Annotated in this window: 14 protein-coding genes; 9 read left to right on the plus strand and 5 right to left on the minus strand. The window is 58.1% G+C overall.

Translation table 11 applies throughout. From position 1 onward, the window contains the following. Nucleotides 1–4: 4 nt before the first annotated feature. Nucleotides 5–1,132 carry an iron uptake system protein EfeO gene (gene efeO / locus AC236I_RS15635; RefSeq protein WP_143722685.1) on the minus strand — a complete coding sequence of 376 codons (1,128 nt, stop codon included), beginning with the start codon at nt 1,130–1,132 and terminating at the stop codon, nt 5–7. Nucleotides 1,133–1,179: 47 nt separating this feature from the next. Further along, on the minus strand, nt 1,180–2,019 hold the full coding sequence (efeU, locus tag AC236I_RS15640; protein WP_004860440.1) for an iron uptake transporter permease EfeU: 840 nt from the start codon (nt 2,017–2,019) through the stop codon (nt 1,180–1,182). 273 nt (nt 2,020–2,292) lie between these two features. On the opposite strand from efeU, the gene AC236I_RS15645 reads away from it, so the two are divergent. Further along, nucleotides 2,293–3,477: a NupC/NupG family nucleoside CNT transporter gene (locus AC236I_RS15645; protein ID WP_004860438.1), complete on the plus strand. Its 1,185-nt coding sequence runs from the start codon at nt 2,293–2,295 to the stop codon at nt 3,475–3,477. A 32-nt stretch (nt 3,478–3,509) separates the two neighbouring features. Here the strand turns inward: AC236I_RS15645 and AC236I_RS15650 are convergent, their stop codons facing one another. Together AC236I_RS15650 and putP are read right to left on the minus strand one after the other, a co-directional pair. After that, nucleotides 3,510–3,944 carry a DUF3574 domain-containing protein gene (locus AC236I_RS15650; RefSeq protein WP_004860436.1) on the minus strand — a complete coding sequence of 145 codons (435 nt, stop codon included), beginning with the start codon at nt 3,942–3,944 and terminating at the stop codon, nt 3,510–3,512. Nucleotides 3,945–4,089: 145 nt separating this feature from the next. Continuing rightward, on the minus strand, nt 4,090–5,598 hold the full coding sequence (gene putP / locus AC236I_RS15655; RefSeq protein WP_015584668.1) for a sodium/proline symporter PutP: 1,509 nt from the start codon (nt 5,596–5,598) through the stop codon (nt 4,090–4,092). A gap of 425 nt (nt 5,599–6,023) precedes the next feature. On the opposite strand from putP, the gene putA reads away from it, so the two are divergent. Together putA and AC236I_RS15665 are read left to right on the plus strand one after the other, a co-directional pair. Next, the gene (gene putA / locus AC236I_RS15660; protein ID WP_004860432.1) at nt 6,024–9,986 is read left to right on the plus strand and encodes a trifunctional transcriptional regulator/proline dehydrogenase/L-glutamate gamma-semialdehyde dehydrogenase; all 3,963 of its coding nucleotides are present in this window, start codon (nt 6,024–6,026) and stop codon (nt 9,984–9,986) included. Between the two features lie 101 nt (nt 9,987–10,087). After that, nucleotides 10,088–10,483 (plus strand): lysozyme inhibitor LprI family protein, encoded by a 396-nt coding sequence (locus AC236I_RS15665; RefSeq protein WP_004860430.1) that lies wholly within the window; start codon nt 10,088–10,090, stop codon nt 10,481–10,483. Here the strand turns inward: AC236I_RS15665 and rutR are convergent. Beyond that, nucleotides 10,480–11,118 carry an HTH-type transcriptional regulator RutR gene (gene rutR / locus AC236I_RS15670; protein ID WP_004860428.1) on the minus strand — a complete coding sequence of 213 codons (639 nt, stop codon included), beginning with the start codon at nt 11,116–11,118 and terminating at the stop codon, nt 10,480–10,482. The genes AC236I_RS15665 and rutR overlap by 4 nt on opposite strands. A gap of 282 nt (nt 11,119–11,400) precedes the next feature. Here rutR and rutA point away from each other — a divergent pair, with 282 nt between their 5' ends. The 6 genes from rutA to rutF are packed head-to-tail and all read left to right on the plus strand — an operon-like array spanning nt 11,401 to nt 15,478. Beyond that, nucleotides 11,401–12,492, plus strand: coding sequence for a pyrimidine utilization protein A (rutA, locus tag AC236I_RS15675; RefSeq protein ID WP_004860426.1), 1,092 nt, complete (start codon nt 11,401–11,403; stop codon nt 12,490–12,492). Continuing rightward, nucleotides 12,492–13,202 (plus strand): pyrimidine utilization protein B, encoded by a 711-nt coding sequence (gene rutB, locus AC236I_RS15680; RefSeq protein ID WP_004860425.1) that lies wholly within the window; start codon nt 12,492–12,494, stop codon nt 13,200–13,202. The genes rutA and rutB overlap by 1 nt, the downstream gene beginning before the upstream one ends. Continuing rightward, nucleotides 13,195–13,590, plus strand: coding sequence for a pyrimidine utilization protein C (rutC, locus tag AC236I_RS15685; protein ID WP_004860423.1), 396 nt, complete (start codon nt 13,195–13,197; stop codon nt 13,588–13,590). Before rutB ends, rutC begins: the two co-directional genes overlap by 8 nt. Continuing rightward, nucleotides 13,584–14,369: a pyrimidine utilization protein D gene (rutD, locus tag AC236I_RS15690; RefSeq protein ID WP_032717671.1), complete on the plus strand. Its 786-nt coding sequence runs from the start codon at nt 13,584–13,586 to the stop codon at nt 14,367–14,369. The genes rutC and rutD overlap by 7 nt, the downstream gene beginning before the upstream one ends. Before the next feature lie 14 nt (nt 14,370–14,383). Continuing rightward, nucleotides 14,384–14,974, plus strand: a complete 591-nt coding sequence (locus AC236I_RS15695; protein WP_004860419.1) for a malonic semialdehyde reductase — start codon at nt 14,384–14,386, stop codon at nt 14,972–14,974. A 9-nt stretch (nt 14,975–14,983) separates the two neighbouring features. Next, the gene (gene rutF, locus AC236I_RS15700) at nt 14,984–15,478 is read left to right on the plus strand and encodes an NADH-dependent FMN reductase RutF (RefSeq protein WP_004860416.1); all 495 of its coding nucleotides are present in this window, start codon (nt 14,984–14,986) and stop codon (nt 15,476–15,478) included. Nucleotides 15,479–15,496 lie beyond the last annotated feature (18 nt).

The following is a 15,496-nucleotide window of genomic DNA, read 5'->3' on the forward strand; positions in this document are numbered from 1 at the left end:
CGACTTAGTCCAGCCCAAGGATCCCGCGCAACTGAGCCAGATCTTCCGCCAGCGTGGTGATCGGCCCTTTTAACGCATTACGATCCGCATCCGTCAGCTTGTCATACGTTTCGAAGCCGTCTTTAGTGCGGTATTTGCTGAGGATAGCGTCAACTTTCTTGAAGTTAGCGTCAACTTTCGCCAGCAGCGCGCTGTTCTCTTTTTGCAGCTGCGGGCGCAGCAGGTCAACGATCTTCTGCGCGCCGTCGATGTTCGCCTGGAAGTCCCACAGATCGGTGTGGCTGTAGCGATCTTCTTCACCGCTGATTTTGCTGGCCGCGACTTCTTCAATCAGGCCCGCCGCGCCGCCCACCACTTTCGACGGCGGGAACGCCAGTTCGCTGATGCGTTTTTGCAGTTCAAGCACATCGCTGTTCAGCTGATCGGCATACTTTTCCATCCCCTTGACGCTGTTGTCGCCAAACAGGGCTTTTTCCAGACGGTGGAAGCCGGTGAATTTCGGATCTGCGGCTTTTTTCTCGTAATCGTCTTCACGAGCATCAATACTGCCGTCCAGATCGGAGAACAGCTCCGCGATCGGTTCAATGCGCTCGTAGTGCTGACGCGTCGGAGCATACAGCGCTTTCGCTTTTTCAATATCTCCCGCCTTCACCGCGTCGGTGAACGCTTTCGTGCCGCTAACCAGCTGTGCGGTTTCCGCCGTAACGTAGGCTTTATAGGCGGTAATCGCCTCGCCAAGACTCAGCAGCGCATCGGCTTTCGCCGCATCTTTGGTGGCGGCACCGGTCACAATCAGCTTGCCTTTCGGGTTGGTCAGCAGCCCGCAGGTCATGTCGTATTCGCCCGGCTGCAGGTTCGCCGTCAGCTTTTGCGTAAAGCCTGGCGCAATGTTCTCGCGCTCTTCAACGACCATCACGCCTTTGAGAATCTCCCACTCCAGCGCTTTCTGACTGTGGTTTTGAATAATGAACTGCGTTTTCCCCGCTTTCACGGTGACGTTCATCGGCTCACACTGTTTATCGTTAACGGTGACTTTTACCTGCGGGATATCCGCAGCCTGAGCGTAGAAGGCAGAGCTGAACAACGCTGCGACGGCAAGCTGCAGCGCATTACGGCGAAAATGAATCATCATGATCATCCCTTTCGGTAAGTATGTTGTAACCATAATCCTGCGGCGCCCTACTTAAGCGGAGCAGTGCGCGAGGTTGCTGTATTGCTACGCGGCGGCAGCGCAAACAGCACCAGCGCCGGAATCAAATAGATAAAGTAGACCGCCACTTCACTGACGGTAGGCGCCTCCTGGTAACCGAAGATCCCTTCGAGCAGCGTGCCGAAAAGCGTGTGGGTCGACAGCACGCCGCTCAGGTCAAACGCCACGTCCTGGAAGTGGTTCCACAGACCGGCCTCATGGAAGGCGCGAATGGCCCCGGCCGCCAGCCCGGCCGCCACCAGCAGAATGAACAGACTGGTCCATTTGAAGAACACGCCGAGGTTGAGGCGGATCCCGCCCCAGTAAAGCAGAAAGCCGAGGACAATCGCGGTAGCCAGCCCCAGCATCGCCCCGAGCGGCGGCCAAATCCCCACATCCTGCTGGAAGGCCGCCAGCAGGAAGAACACCGACTCCAGCCCTTCCCGCGCGACGGCGAAAAAGACCATCATGATCAGCGCCCAGCCATGATGATTACCGCGCTGCAGCGCATTATCCACCGCCTGTTCCAGCTGCTGTTTCACGTTGCGCGAGACTTTGCGCATCCAGAAGACCATCCAGGTCAGGATGCATACCGCTACCAGTGCCACGATGCCTTCGAACAGCTCCTGTTCCCGCTGGGGAAACTCGCCGGTCGTTTCGTTAATGAAGATCCCCAGGCCCAGGCACAGCGCCGCCGCCAGGATAACGCCAATCCACATGACGCCAATCAAGCTGCCGCGCTGGGTGCGTTTGAGATAGCTGGCAATCAGGCTGACAATCAGCGCCGCCTCCAGCCCTTCGCGTAACATAATGAGAAATGGAACGAACATGCCGACACCCTTCAATGTGAATCGCAGTCAGTGGATGCAAAGATAAGTAAATATTTCTGATAGTGATTATCATTACAATAATCAGAAACACAAGTGAAATGTAGAGAGTTTGGTATCGAGTTGTAAATTAATCGCTTTAAAATAATTACTTAGGGGATTATCTGTCTTCATCGCGGTCAGGCAGCCGGCGCGGCGGTTTTTTCGCTACAGATATTTACCAGGCTGACCGGCTGTGGCTAAATAGCGGCCTTATTGACCTGCGAAAAGAACAACATGACACAATTCTTGCACTTCCTGCTGGCGCTGGCGGTTATTCTCGGCCTTGCCTGGCTTGCCAGCTATGACCGACAAAAAATCCGTGTTCGTTATATTATCCAGTTAATTATCATTGAAATTGCGCTGGCATTCTTTTTTCTGCATGCCGAAAGCGGTCTGTGGATAGTTAAAAATATCTCAAGCTTTTTCACTTCGTTGCTCGGTTTTGCTGCCGAAGGCACCAACTTTGTATTTGGCGGTATGAGCGAAAAAGGAATGGCGTTTATTTTCCTTGGCGTGCTGTGCCCGATTGTCTTTATTTCGGCGCTGATCGGTATTCTTCAGCACTGGCGCATTCTGCCTGTTTTCATCCGTGTGATTGGCACCCTGCTCTCCAAAGTCAACGGCATGGGTAAACTGGAATCCTTCAACGCCGTCAGCTCGCTGATTCTCGGCCAGTCGGAGAACTTTATCGCCTATAAGGGCGTGCTCGGCGACCTCTCCTCACGCCGGCTGTTCACCATGGCGGCCACCGCGATGTCAACGGTATCGCTCTCCATCGTCGGCGCCTATATGAGCATGCTCGATGCAAAATATGTGGTCGCGGCGCTGATCCTTAATATGTTCAGCACCTTTATTGTACTGTCGATTATTAACCCGACGCGTCCGGGTAGCGAAGAAGAGATTAAGCTGGAGAAGCTCCACGAATCACAAAGCTTCTTCGAAATGCTCGGGGAATATATTCTTGCCGGCTTTAAAGTGGCGATGATTATTCTGGCGATGCTGATTGGTTTTATTGCCCTGATCAGCGCCATTAATGCCCTGTTTGCCACGCTATTTGGCCTGAGTTTCCAACAAATTCTCGGCTACGTTTTTTATCCGCTGGCCTGGCTGATTGGTATTCCGCTCAGCGATGCGTTGAGCGCCGGAAGTATTATGGCAACCAAGCTGGTGGCGAATGAGTTCGTGGCGATGATTGAGCTGCAAAAAATTGCCGCCGGCATGACCCCGCGTGGACTGGGTATCCTCTCGGTCTTCCTGGTCTCTTTCGCGAACTTTGCCTCCATCGGCATTATTGCCGGAGCCATTAAAGGACTGAACGAACAGCAGGGGAATATCGTCTCCCGCTTCGGCCTGCGTCTGGTCTACGGCGCCACGCTGGTCAGTCTGCTTTCCGCCAGCTTCGCCGGCCTGGTGCTGTAACAGACAGGGCGGGGAATTTCCCCGCCCTGTTTTCAGAAGTGAACGCAGACCGGCTGGTCAACGCGCATCACCGACTCCTGGGCAAAGCGCGATTTATAGAGGTGACGTAACGCCTCAATCCCCTCTTCGCTGCCACCGTCTTTACCATGAATCAGCATCAGCGCTTTGCTCTGCTCGCGGGCCACGCTGCCGTCATTCCCCAGCCACTGCCCCCGGGCGTCAAACACCGTTAACCCCTCGCGAAAACGCGGCGTGACGTCGCGGTCAACAAACTGCTGCCACTCCTGGGCGGTGATATCTTTACCCGCCGGCCGGCTTAAACCGAAATAGAGCGTGGTCTGCACCATCGCATTCTCTGCCGGGCATACCGCTGCCGTGGGAGTCGGCGGACGCTTCTTCGCCGGCGCCACGCAACCGCCAAGCAGCCCTGCCATCACCAGCACCAGCGCACCCTGTCTGAACGTCATTTTGCTATCCTCATTGTTTTTTGTGCCCCCGATATCAGCGTATTTTCATGGAATTAGCAAGAGGGGGGAGCTGTGGCGGACGCCGGAACTGCTTTCAGCAACAAAAAAGCCCGCTGAGCGCGGGCTTGATTAAGCGATCCTGAATTTACTCGGCGGTAGCCGGTATCGGCGGAGCCGAATGATAATGGGCGTCCGCTTCGGCAAAGCGTTGCTGCATGGATGTCGACGGGGCTTTGCCCAGCAGGCTGAAGACCACGATGCCCAGGCTGCCGAAGATAAAGCCAGGGATGATTTCATACAGCCCCAGCCAGCCGAACTGTTTCCAGACAATCACCGTCAGCGCGCCAATCACCATCCCGGCCAGCGCCCCGTTACGCGTCATGCGCGACCACATCACCGAGAACAGCACCACCGGACCAAACGCGGCACCGAAGCCTGCCCAGGCATAGCTCACCAGACCCAGCACACGGTTGTTCGGGTTTGCCGCCAGCGCAATGGCGATCAGCGCCACCACCAGGACCATCGTCCGTCCGACCCACACCAGCTCTTTCTGACCGGCGTTTTTACGCAGAAACGCTTTATACAGGTCTTCGGTAATCGCGCTGGAGCACACCAGCAGCTGGCAGCTCAGGGTGGACATTACCGCCGCCAGAATCGCCGACAGCAGAATACCGGCAATCCACGGGTTAAACAGGATTTGCGCCAGTTCGATAAACACGCGCTCGGAGTTCTGATTCACCGCGCCGGCCAGCGCCGGGTTATTATTGAACCATGCAATACCGAAGAAACCGACCGCCACGGCACCCGCCAGGCAGAGAATCATCCAGGTCATGCTGATACGACGTGCGTGAACGATACTGTGGTGGGAATCCGCCGCCATAAAACGCGCCAGAATATGCGGCTGGCCAAAGTAGCCCAGGCCCCAGCCCATCAGCGAAATAATCGCCACAAAATTCAGTCCTTTGAGCATATCGACGTTTTCAATGCTCTTCTGCTTGATCACTTCCAGCGATTCGCCAAAACCGCCAACGGAAATAATCACCATCACCGGCGTCAGAATCAGCGCGAAAATCATCAGGCTGGCCTGCACGGTATCGGTCCAGCTTACCGCGAGGAATCCGCCGACGAAGGTATACACAATCGTCGCCGCCGCACCGGCCCACAGCGCCGTTTCATAGCTCATGCCAAAGGTGCTTTCAAACAGACGAGCACCGGCGACAATCCCGGAGGCACAATAAATGGTGAAGAACAGCAAAATAACCAGCGCCGAAATAATACGCAGCACACGGCTTTTATCTTCAAAGCGGCCGGTAAAATAATCCGGCAAGGTCAGCGCATTATTATTTACCTCGGTATGAACGCGCAGACGACCGGCGACCAGTTTCCAGTTAATCCATGCGCCAAGCGTCAGACCAATGGCAATCCAGCTCTCAGAAATACCGGAGAGAAATATTGCGCCAGGTAATCCCATCAGCAGCCAGCCGCTCATATCGGAGGCGCCGGCGGAGAGCGCCGTCACAAATGGCCCGAGACTGCGGCCGCCGAGAATATAATCATCAAAGTTTTTCGTCGATCGCCAGGCAATAAAACCGATCAGTACCATGCCAAATATATAAATAGTAAAAGTCACCAACATGGGGGTGCTAATAGCCATGTAAAATCTCCAGATTCTTTTGTCGACAACATCCTGCTTTGTCATTTTATTCCACTACCGGAACGGGGTAATGGCACAATGGTTGTATTGGGCGACCGTATCCTGACGGAAGCGTCGGAATTTCACAAACGATTTAACACAGCATTTACACTACTTTTTGTCCGCACCAAACTTCATTTTGTTATAGGTTGCACTCTCTCACGTTTTTATTGGTTGCACCTTGTAAAACTGTTAACTGACGCATAAAAACACCCTGATGGAGAAAGGTTAATTTCCCGTTACATCCACCATCTCAATTAACAACTCACTCATTTCTCAGCTTGCTACACAGGTCACGATTAACAAGGTTGCACAAAGTTGCAACATAGTGGATATTTTCGCGTAACCGCAAAAAAGAACAACGATTCATAACAGGAGTGATAAGCATGGGCACCACTACCATGGGTGTTAAGCTTGACGACGCGACGCGTGAACGCATCAAGTTCGCCGCGAGCCGTATTGACCGCACGCCGCATTGGCTGATTAAACAGGCCATTTTCAACTATCTGGAAAAGCTGGAAAACGACGAGACGCTGCCCGAGCTGCCGGCCCTGCTTGCCGGCGCCGCCAATGAAAGCGATGACGTCAGCAGCCCGGTCGATGAACCGTGGCAGCCTTTCCTCGATTTTGCCGAGCAGATTCTGCCGCAGTCCGTCACCCGGGCCTCGATTACCGCCGCCTACCGCCGGGCAGAAACCGACGCCGTCCCGATGTTGCTGGAGCAGGCGCGCCTGCCGCAGCCGCTGGCAGACCAGGCGCATAAGCTGGCTTATCAGCTGGCGGAAAAACTGCGTAATCAAAAAACCGCCAGCGGTCGCGCCGGCATGGTGCAGAGTCTGCTGCAGGAGTTTTCGCTCTCTTCACAGGAAGGGGTGGCGCTGATGTGTCTGGCGGAGGCGCTGCTGCGTATTCCGGACAAAGCCACCCGCGATGCCCTTATCCGCGACAAAATCAGCAACGGTAACTGGCAGTCGCACATCGGTCGCAGCCCTTCGCTGTTCGTCAATGCGGCAACCTGGGGCCTGCTGTTTACCGGCAAACTGGTCTCAACCCACAACGAAACCAGCCTTTCGCGCTCGCTGAACCGGATTATCGGCAAAAGCGGCGAACCGCTGATTCGCAAAGGCGTCGACATGGCGATGCGTTTGATGGGCGAACAGTTCGTGACCGGCGAAACCATCGCCGAAGCGCTGGCCAACGCCCGCAAGCTGGAAGAGAAAGGGTTCCGTTACTCCTACGATATGCTGGGCGAAGCGGCGCTCACCGCCGCCGATGCTCAGGCCTATATGGTCTCCTACCAGCAGGCGATCCACGCGATCGGCAAAGCCTCTAATGGCCGCGGCATTTATGAAGGCCCGGGGATTTCGATCAAGCTCTCCGCGCTGCACCCGCGCTACAGCCGCGCGCAATACGATCGGGTAATGGATGAACTGTATCCGCGCCTGAAATCATTGACCCTGCTGGCGCGTCAGTACGATATCGGGATTAACATCGATGCCGAAGAGGCCGATCGCCTGGAGATCTCTCTCGACCTGCTGGAGAAGCTGTGCTTTGAACCGGAGCTGGCCGGCTGGAACGGGATCGGCTTCGTCATTCAGGCCTATCAGAAACGCTGCCCGTTCGTCATTGATTCTCTGATCGATCTTGCCACCCGCAGCCGCCGTCGCCTGATGATCCGCCTGGTAAAAGGGGCCTACTGGGATAGTGAAATCAAACGCGCGCAGATGGACGGCCTCGAAGGCTATCCGGTCTATACCCGCAAAGTGTATACCGACGTCTCCTACCTCGCCTGCGCGAAAAAGCTGCTGGCGGTGCCGAGCCTGATCTATCCGCAGTTCGCCACCCACAACGCCCACACTCTGGCAGCCATTTATCAGTTGGCCGGGCAGAACTACTATCCGGGCCAGTATGAATTCCAGTGCCTGCACGGCATGGGTGAACCGCTCTACGAACAGGTAGTCGGCAAGGTTGCCGACGGGAAACTGAACCGTCCGTGCCGGATTTATGCGCCGGTCGGGACCCACGAAACGCTGCTGGCATACCTGGTACGCCGCCTGCTGGAAAACGGCGCCAACACCTCCTTTGTTAACCGTATCGCGGATACGACGCTACCGCTGGATGAGCTGGTTGCCGACCCGGTCAGCGCCGTGGAAAAACTGGCTCAGCAGGAGGGTCAGGCCGGTCTGCCCCATCCGAAGATCCCGCTGCCGCGCGATCTGTACGGCAAAGGCCGCAGCAACTCCGCGGGCCTGGATCTGGCCAACGAACATCGTCTGGCCTCCCTCTCCTCCTCTCTGCTAAACAGCGCATTGCACAAATGGCAGGCGCTGCCGGCGCTGGAACATCCGGTCATTGCCGGGGAACTGCAGACGGTAATTAACCCGGCCGAGCCGAAAGATATCGTCGGCCACGTGCGTGAAGCCCGCCCGGAAGAGATTGAACTGGCGCTGACCAGCGCAGTCAATAACGCGCCTATCTGGTTTGCCACCCCGCCGCAGGAGCGAGCGGCGATCCTTGAACGCGCGGCGGTGCTGATGGAAGATCAGATGCAGACGCTGATCGGCATTCTGGTCCGCGAAGCCGGTAAAACCTTCAGCAACGCCATCGCCGAAGTCCGCGAAGCCGTCGATTTCCTCCACTACTATGCCGGTCAGGTGCGCGACGATTTCGATAATGAAACCCACCGTCCGCTGGGACCGGTCGTTTGTATTAGTCCGTGGAACTTCCCGCTGGCGATTTTCACCGGTCAGATTGCCGCCGCGCTGGCCGCCGGTAACAGCGTACTGGCGAAACCCGCCGAACAGACGCCGCTGATTGCCGCTCAGGGCGTGGCAATTCTGCTGGAAGCCGGCGTTCCGCCGGGCGTCATTCAGCTGCTGCCGGGCCGCGGGGAAACCGTCGGCGCCGCGCTAACCACCGACGAACGCGTTCGCGGCGTGATGTTCACAGGCTCAACCGAAGTCGCCACGTTGCTGCAACGCAACATCGCCAGCCGCCTGGATGCACAGGGTCGCCCGACGCCGCTTATCGCTGAAACCGGCGGGATGAACGCCATGATCGTCGACTCCTCCGCCCTCACCGAGCAAGTGGTGGTCGACGTGCTGGCCTCGGCGTTTGATAGCGCCGGGCAGCGCTGTTCCGCCCTGCGTATACTCTGCCTGCAGGAAGAGATCGCCGACCATACGCTGACCATGCTGCGCGGCGCGATGGGCGAATGCCGGATGGGCAACCCTGGCCGTCTGACCACCGACATTGGTCCGGTCATCGATGCCGAAGCGAAAGAGAATATTGAACGCCATATTCAGAGCCTGCGCGCCAAGGGCCGCACGGTGTTCCAGGCGGTACGGGAAAACAGCGAGGATGCGCGTGAGTGGCAAAGCGGGACCTTCATTCCGCCGACCCTGATCGAGCTCGAGAGCTTTGATGAGCTGAAAAAAGAGGTCTTTGGCCCGGTGCTGCACGTGGTTCGCTATAACCGTAACGCCCTGGATCAGCTGGTCGAGCAGATTAACGCCTCCGGCTACGGTCTGACCCTCGGCGTCCATACCCGCATCGATGAGACCATCGCTCAGGTCACCGGCAGCGCCAAAGTCGGCAACCTGTACGTTAACCGCAATATGGTTGGCGCCGTGGTCGGCGTGCAGCCGTTTGGCGGCGAAGGTCTGTCGGGGACCGGACCGAAAGCCGGCGGCCCTCTGTATCTGTATCGCCTGCTCTCCAGCCGTCCGCAAAATGCCGTGGGGACCACCCTTGCCCGCCAGGATGCGGAACGTCCGCTGGATGCGCAGCTGAAAACCCTGCTGGAAAAACCGCTGAACGCGCTGCAGCAGTGGGCCGCCGGTCGCCCTGAACTGCAGGCGCTGTGCCAGCAGTACCGTGACCTGGCGCAAGCCGGAACCCAACGTCTGCTGCCGGGCCCGACCGGCGAGCGCAATACCCTGACCTTTATCCCTCGCGACCGCGTACTGTGCGTAGCGGATAACGAGCAGGATGCGCTGATTCAGCTGGCGGCGGTCACCGCGGTCGGCTGTGAAATCCTGTGGCCGGAGAGCGCTCTGCATCGTGAGCTGGCGAAAAAGCTGCCGCGCGAGGTCAGCGAACGTCTCCACTTTGCCAAACCAGAGATGCTGACCGCTCAGGCTTTCGATGCGGTGATCTACCACGGCGACTCCGATCAGCTGCGTGAATTGTGCGAACAGGTGGCGGCACGCGACGGCGCGATTATTTCGGTCCAGGGCTTCGCCCGCGGTGAAACCAACCTGCTGCTGGAACGCCTCTACATTGAACGCTCGCTGAGCGTCAATACCGCGGCGGCAGGCGGTAACGCCAGCCTGATGACCATCGGCTAAGGGTCTGTTCCGACCGGTATCCATGTCGGCTGATGACACCGGACGCCGGCTGTGGTTAATTAAAGCTCCCCGACGGGAGCTTTTTTTATGGGAGTGGACCAATGAAACGAACTTTAGTTGCCCTCGCAGCTCTGCTGGCAAGCGGACATGCGCTGGCGGACGAATGCGCCAACGCCGGCAATCAGGCTGAGATGAACCAGTGTACGGCCGCGCAATATCAGGCGGCCGATAGCAAGCTGAATCAGACTTATCAGGAAGCGTTGAAGCGCGCGGCGGGTAAACAGCAGGAACAGCTGAAAAAAGCGCAGCTGGCGTGGATAGCGCTGCGCGACGCCGACTGCACCTTCCTCGCTTCCGGCGCCGAAGGCGGCAGCGTCCAGCCGATGCTTATTAACCAGTGTATGGCAGACAAAACCGTTGAGCGCGAATCGTTCCTTGCTTCGCTGCTGCAGTGTGAAGATGGCGACCAGAGCTGCCCGCTTCCCCCCGCCAATTAACGTACCCGGATTCCTTCAATGATCATCCGCTGGACGTTGTCTACGGTTTGTTGAAAAAACGCCTCGTCGCGTAACGTTGCGCCGGTGACCGCCTCAATCTGCGTGGCAAAATCGGCGTAATGTTGAGTGGTGGCCCAGATCATGAAGATCAGATGCTGAGGGTCGACCGGCGCCAGTTTCCCGCTATCGACCCAGCCAGAGACAATCGCCGATTTCTCATCAACCAGCGCTTTCAGATCGCCGGTCAGCTCGCCCATCAGCAGCGGCGCGCCCTGTAGCATCTCCAGACAAAACAGCCGGGAGGCCTGCGGATAATCGCGCGACACCTCCAGCTTAAGGCGAATATATTCGCGGATAGCAACCAGCGGGCTGATATCTTCGCGAAACGCCCTCAGCGGCGCCAGCCAGATGGTGAGGATCTGCTGCAGTACGGCGACATACAGCGCCTCTTTCGACGGGTAGTAATAGAGTAGATTGGTTTTCGATACCCCGGCCAACTCTGCAACCTGCTCAAGCCGCGTACCGTGGATACCAAATTGGGAAAATGCGTCCAGCGCAGCGGCCAGGATAGCCTCTTTCTTTGCGCTCACCGCCTGCGAACGCTTCCCGGTTTTTTTCACAGCGCCCTCTGCCATCATCATCTCCTTCTTTCAACGCCATCAGCATAGCAAAAGCCCACCCCTGGCACGACCTTATGCACTCCAATTGCGCATGACTGCCGTTTTTTCGTGCACTCATTTTGACCATTCAGTCCACTTTTATCACGCTCACTTTCAGCAACCAATACGCAACACATTAATAACATTGGTTTTTGCAAAACTGGCATCGCCTTTGCTTTAGCTTTCTGGCGAGGTGACCCAGGAGATGCAGGATGCAGCACCGCGCGCCTTCTTCTTCACGATTGCAGAGAGGTACGTATGAAAATTGGTGTCTTCGTTCCGATTGGTAATAACGGCTGGCTGATTTCAACCCACGCTCCGCAGTACATGCCGACGTTCGAACTGAATAAAGCGATCGTCCAGAAAGCGGAGCATTACCACTTTGATTTTGCGCTGTCGATGATCAAACTGCGCGGTTTCGGCGGCAAAACCGAATTCTGGGATCACAACCTCGAATCCTTCACCTTAATGGCCGGCCTGGCGGCGGTCACCTCGCGGATCCAGATCTACGCCACCGCCGCGACGCTCACGCTGCCGCCGGCCATTGTCGCTCGTATGGCCTCCACCATCGACGCTATCTCCGGCGGCCGCTTTGGCGTCAATCTGGTGACCGGCTGGCAAAAACCAGAATATGAGCAGATGGGCATCTGGCCCGGCGACGACTACTTCGCCCGTCGCTACGACTATCTCACCGAATATGTCCAGGTGCTGCGCGACCTGTGGGGCACCGGGCGCAGCGACTTTAAAGGCGACTACTTCACGATGAATGACTGCCGCGTCAGCCCGCAGCCGTCGCAGCCGATGAAAGTTATCTGCGCCGGACAGAGCGATGCGGGGATGGCCTTCTCCGCCCAGTATGCCGACTATAACTTCTGCTTCGGCAAAGGGGTCAATACGCCGACCGCCTTTGCGCCGACCGCCGCGCGCATGATGCAGGCGGCGGAAAAGACCGGTCGCGACGTGGGCTCCTATGTGCTGTTCATGGTTATCGCCGATGAAACCGACGAAGCGGCTCGTGCTAAATGGGAGCACTACAAGGCGGGAGCCGATGACGAAGCGCTGGCCTGGCTCACCGAACAAAGCCAGAAAGACACCCGTTCCGGGAGCGACACCAACGTGCGGCAAATGGCCGATCCGACCTCGGCGGTCAATATCAATATGGGCACGCTGGTTGGATCCTACGCCAGCGTCGCCCGTATGCTCGACGACGTCGCCTCCGTACCCGGCACCGACGGCGTACTGCTCACGTTTGATGATTTTCTTTCCGGCATCGATGCCTTTGGCGAGCGCATTCAGCCGCTGATGCGCTGCCGCGACCATATTGCCACCGTTACCCGCGAGGTTGCCTGATGATTACGCTTTCCGCCCGTCCGGAATCCCTGACCTTCCCGGCGCAAAACAGCGCGCTGATCGTCGTCGATATGCAAAACGCCTATGCCAGCCAGGGAGGGTATCTCGACCTCGCCGGATTTGACGTCTCCACCACCCGGCCGGTTATCGACAACATTAAAACCGCCGTTGCCGCGGCTCGCGCCGCCGGAATGGCGATCGTCTGGTTCCAGAACGGCTGGGACGAGGAGTATATGGAAGCCGGTGGCCCGGGGTCGCCGAACTACCACAAATCTAACGCCCTGAAGACCATGCGCCGTCGTCCTGAGCTGCAGGGCAAGCTGCTGGCTAAAGGCGGTTGGGATTATCAGCTGGTCGATGAGCTGCAGCCCCTGCCCGGTGATGTGGTGCTGCCGAAACCGCGCTACAGCGGCTTTTTCAACACGCAACTGGACAGTATTTTGCGCAGCCGCGGCATCCGTCACCTGATTTTTACCGGTATCGCCACCAACGTTTGCGTGGAGTCCACCCTGCGCGACGGCTTCTTCCTGGAGTATTTCGGCGTCGTGCTGGAAGACGCCACCCACCAGGCGGGCCCGGCCTTCGCCCAGCAGGCTGCGCTGTTCAATATTGAGACCTTTTTTGGCTGGGTCAGCGATGTCGCCAGCTTCTGCGATGCGCTGGCCCCGGCCGCCGCGCACTCTCTCCCGGAGGAGAAACGTTATGCCTAAACAGGTCATTATTCCGCCCGGCACCACCACGCCGATCGCCCCTTTTGTCCCCGGTACGCTGGCCGATGGCGTGGTTTACGTCTCCGGTACGCTGCCGTTTGATAAACACAATAACGTGGTCTATCTCGATGACCCAAAGGCGCAAACCCGCCACGTTCTCGAAACGATCAAAACGGTGATCGAAACGGCGGGTGGCCGCATGGAGGATGTGACGTTCAACAGCATCTTTATCACCGACTGGAAAAACTACGCCGCGATTAACGAAGTCTATGCCGAGTTCTTCCCCGGGGATAAACCGGCGCGCTTCTGCATCCAGTGCGGACTGGTCAAGCCAGAGGCGCTGGTTGAGATTGCGACCGTCGCCCATATCGGAAAAACCGCATCATGAAACTGAATATCTCCCCGGCCCCCTTTGAGGGCGCACCGACGGTGGTGCTGAGCGCCGGTTTAGGCGGTGCGGGCAGCTACTGGCTCCCGCAGCGCGCGGCGCTGGAACAACGGTATCAGCTGGTGAGCTATGATCAGAACGGCACCGGTGAAAACGCCGGGCCGCTGCCCGCCGGCTACAGCATGGCGATCATGGCGCAGGAGCTCAATCAGGCGCTGCAGGCGGCGGGAATCTCCCGCTTTGCCCTGGTGGGGCACGCCCTCGGTGCGCTGATCGCCCTGCAGCTGGCGTTGGATTTTCCCGACGCGGTCAGCGGCCTGGTGTTGGTCAACGGCTGGCTAACCCTGTCTCCCCACACCCGTCGCTGTTTTCAGGTACGCGAGCGGCTGCTGCACGCCGGCGGTGCCCAGGCGTGGGTTGAGGCGCAGCCTTTGTTCCTCTACCCCGCGGAGTGGATGGCCGCCCGGATGCCAAGGCTGGAAGCGGAAGATGCGCTTGCGCTCAGCCATTTTCAGGGCAAGGAGAATCTGCTCAAGCGGCTGCAGGCGCTGAAGCAGGCCGACTTCACTCGCCGGGCCGCCGCCGTGGCATGCCCGACCCTGATCGTCAGCGCCCATGACGATCTGCTGGTTCCTGCTTCCTGCTCGCGCACGCTACAAGCGGCGATACCGGGTAGCCAGCGGGTCGAGATGGCCTGGGGCGGCCACGCCTGCAACGTGACCGATGCCGACACCTTCAACCCTATTTTATGCAACGGTCTGGCCGCCATGCTGGCCTGATATCAGGAGAATCTATGAGCGAAAGCATTAGCCAAAGCGCGCGCGACAGTCTGTTTACTCACGCCCGTACCCACAACGGCTGGCTGGATAAACCGGTCAGCGATAGCCTGCTGCACGAAATATACGATCTGATGAAAATGGGTCCGACCTCCGCCAACTGCTCCCCCGCGCGGATCCTTTTTGTCCGCACGCCGGAAGGAAAGGAGAAGCTGCGCCCGACGCTCTCCAGCGGCAACCTCGAAAAAACCCTGCGCGCGCCGGTGACCGCCATCGTGGCCTGGGATCGCGCCTTCTACGATCGTCTGCCGACGCTGTTTCCCCACGGCGATGCCCGCAGCTGGTTCACCTCCAGCCCACAGCTGGCGGAAGAGACCGCCTTTCGCAACAGCTCTCTGCAGGCGGCATATCTGATTTTCGCCTGCCGCGCCCTTGGCCTGGATACCGGCCCGATGTCGGGATTTGACCGCGACAAGGTCGATGCGGCGTTCTTCGCCGAAAACGGCTGGAAGAGCAATCTGTTGATCAATATCGGTTACGGCGACGAGACCCGGCTGTATGGTCGTCTGCCGCGCCTGCCCTTCGATGATGCCTGCCAGCTGGCGTAAGGAGCCACTATGTCCGTAGCGGATAAACAGAGTTTTCGTGACGCCATGGCCCAGGTCGGCGCGGCGGTCAACGTCATTACCACCGATGGCCCGGCGGGTCGGGCCGGATTTACCGCCAGCGCGGTCTGTAGCGTGACCGATACGCCCCCCACGCTGCTGGTCTGTCTCAACCGTTCCGCCTCGGTGTGGCCAACCTTCCGCCAGCACCAGGCGCTGTGCGTCAACACCCTGGCGGCTGGCCAGGAGTCGCTCTCCAACGTCTTTGGTGGTAAAACGCCGATGGCGGAGCGTTTCGCTGCCGCCGAATGGCAAACCGGTCTCACCGGCTGCCCGCGGCTGGTGGATGCGCTGGTCAGCTTCGATTGTCGTATCAACCAGATAGTCAGCGTCGGCACCCACGACATTTTGTTCTGTGAAGTGGCCGCCATCGTCAGACATCCAGAGCCGCGCGGGCTGATGTGGTTCGACCGCGGCTACCATACGCTTATGCGTCCAGCCTGTTAACTTCAAACCCGGGATATC

This window comes from Klebsiella sp. Sb-30 (assembly GCF_057652795.1).

Bases quoted from the DNA above. Each gene is read 5' to 3' on its own strand.
- efeO (WP_143722685.1), bottom strand. From the start codon at position 1,132: ATGATGATTCATTTTCGCCGTAATGCGCTGCAGCTTGCCGTCGCAGCG.
- efeU (WP_004860440.1), bottom strand. From the start codon at position 2,019: ATGTTCGTTCCATTTCTCATTATGTTACGCGAAGGGCTGGAGGCGGCG.
- AC236I_RS15645 (WP_004860438.1), top strand. From the start codon at position 2,293: ATGACACAATTCTTGCACTTCCTGCTGGCGCTGGCGGTTATTCTCGGC.
- AC236I_RS15650 (WP_004860436.1), bottom strand. From the start codon at position 3,944: ATGACGTTCAGACAGGGTGCGCTGGTGCTGGTGATGGCAGGGCTGCTT.
- putP (WP_015584668.1), bottom strand. From the start codon at position 5,598: ATGGCTATTAGCACCCCCATGTTGGTGACTTTTACTATTTATATATTT.
- putA (WP_004860432.1), top strand. From the start codon at position 6,024: ATGGGCACCACTACCATGGGTGTTAAGCTTGACGACGCGACGCGTGAA.
- AC236I_RS15665 (WP_004860430.1), top strand. From the start codon at position 10,088: ATGAAACGAACTTTAGTTGCCCTCGCAGCTCTGCTGGCAAGCGGACAT.
- rutR (WP_004860428.1), bottom strand. From the start codon at position 11,118: ATGGCAGAGGGCGCTGTGAAAAAAACCGGGAAGCGTTCGCAGGCGGTG.
- rutA (WP_004860426.1), top strand. From the start codon at position 11,401: ATGAAAATTGGTGTCTTCGTTCCGATTGGTAATAACGGCTGGCTGATT.
- rutB (WP_004860425.1), top strand. From the start codon at position 12,492: ATGATTACGCTTTCCGCCCGTCCGGAATCCCTGACCTTCCCGGCGCAA.
- rutC (WP_004860423.1), top strand. From the start codon at position 13,195: ATGCCTAAACAGGTCATTATTCCGCCCGGCACCACCACGCCGATCGCC.
- AC236I_RS15695 (WP_004860419.1), top strand. From the start codon at position 14,384: ATGAGCGAAAGCATTAGCCAAAGCGCGCGCGACAGTCTGTTTACTCAC.
- rutF (WP_004860416.1), top strand. From the start codon at position 14,984: ATGTCCGTAGCGGATAAACAGAGTTTTCGTGACGCCATGGCCCAGGTC.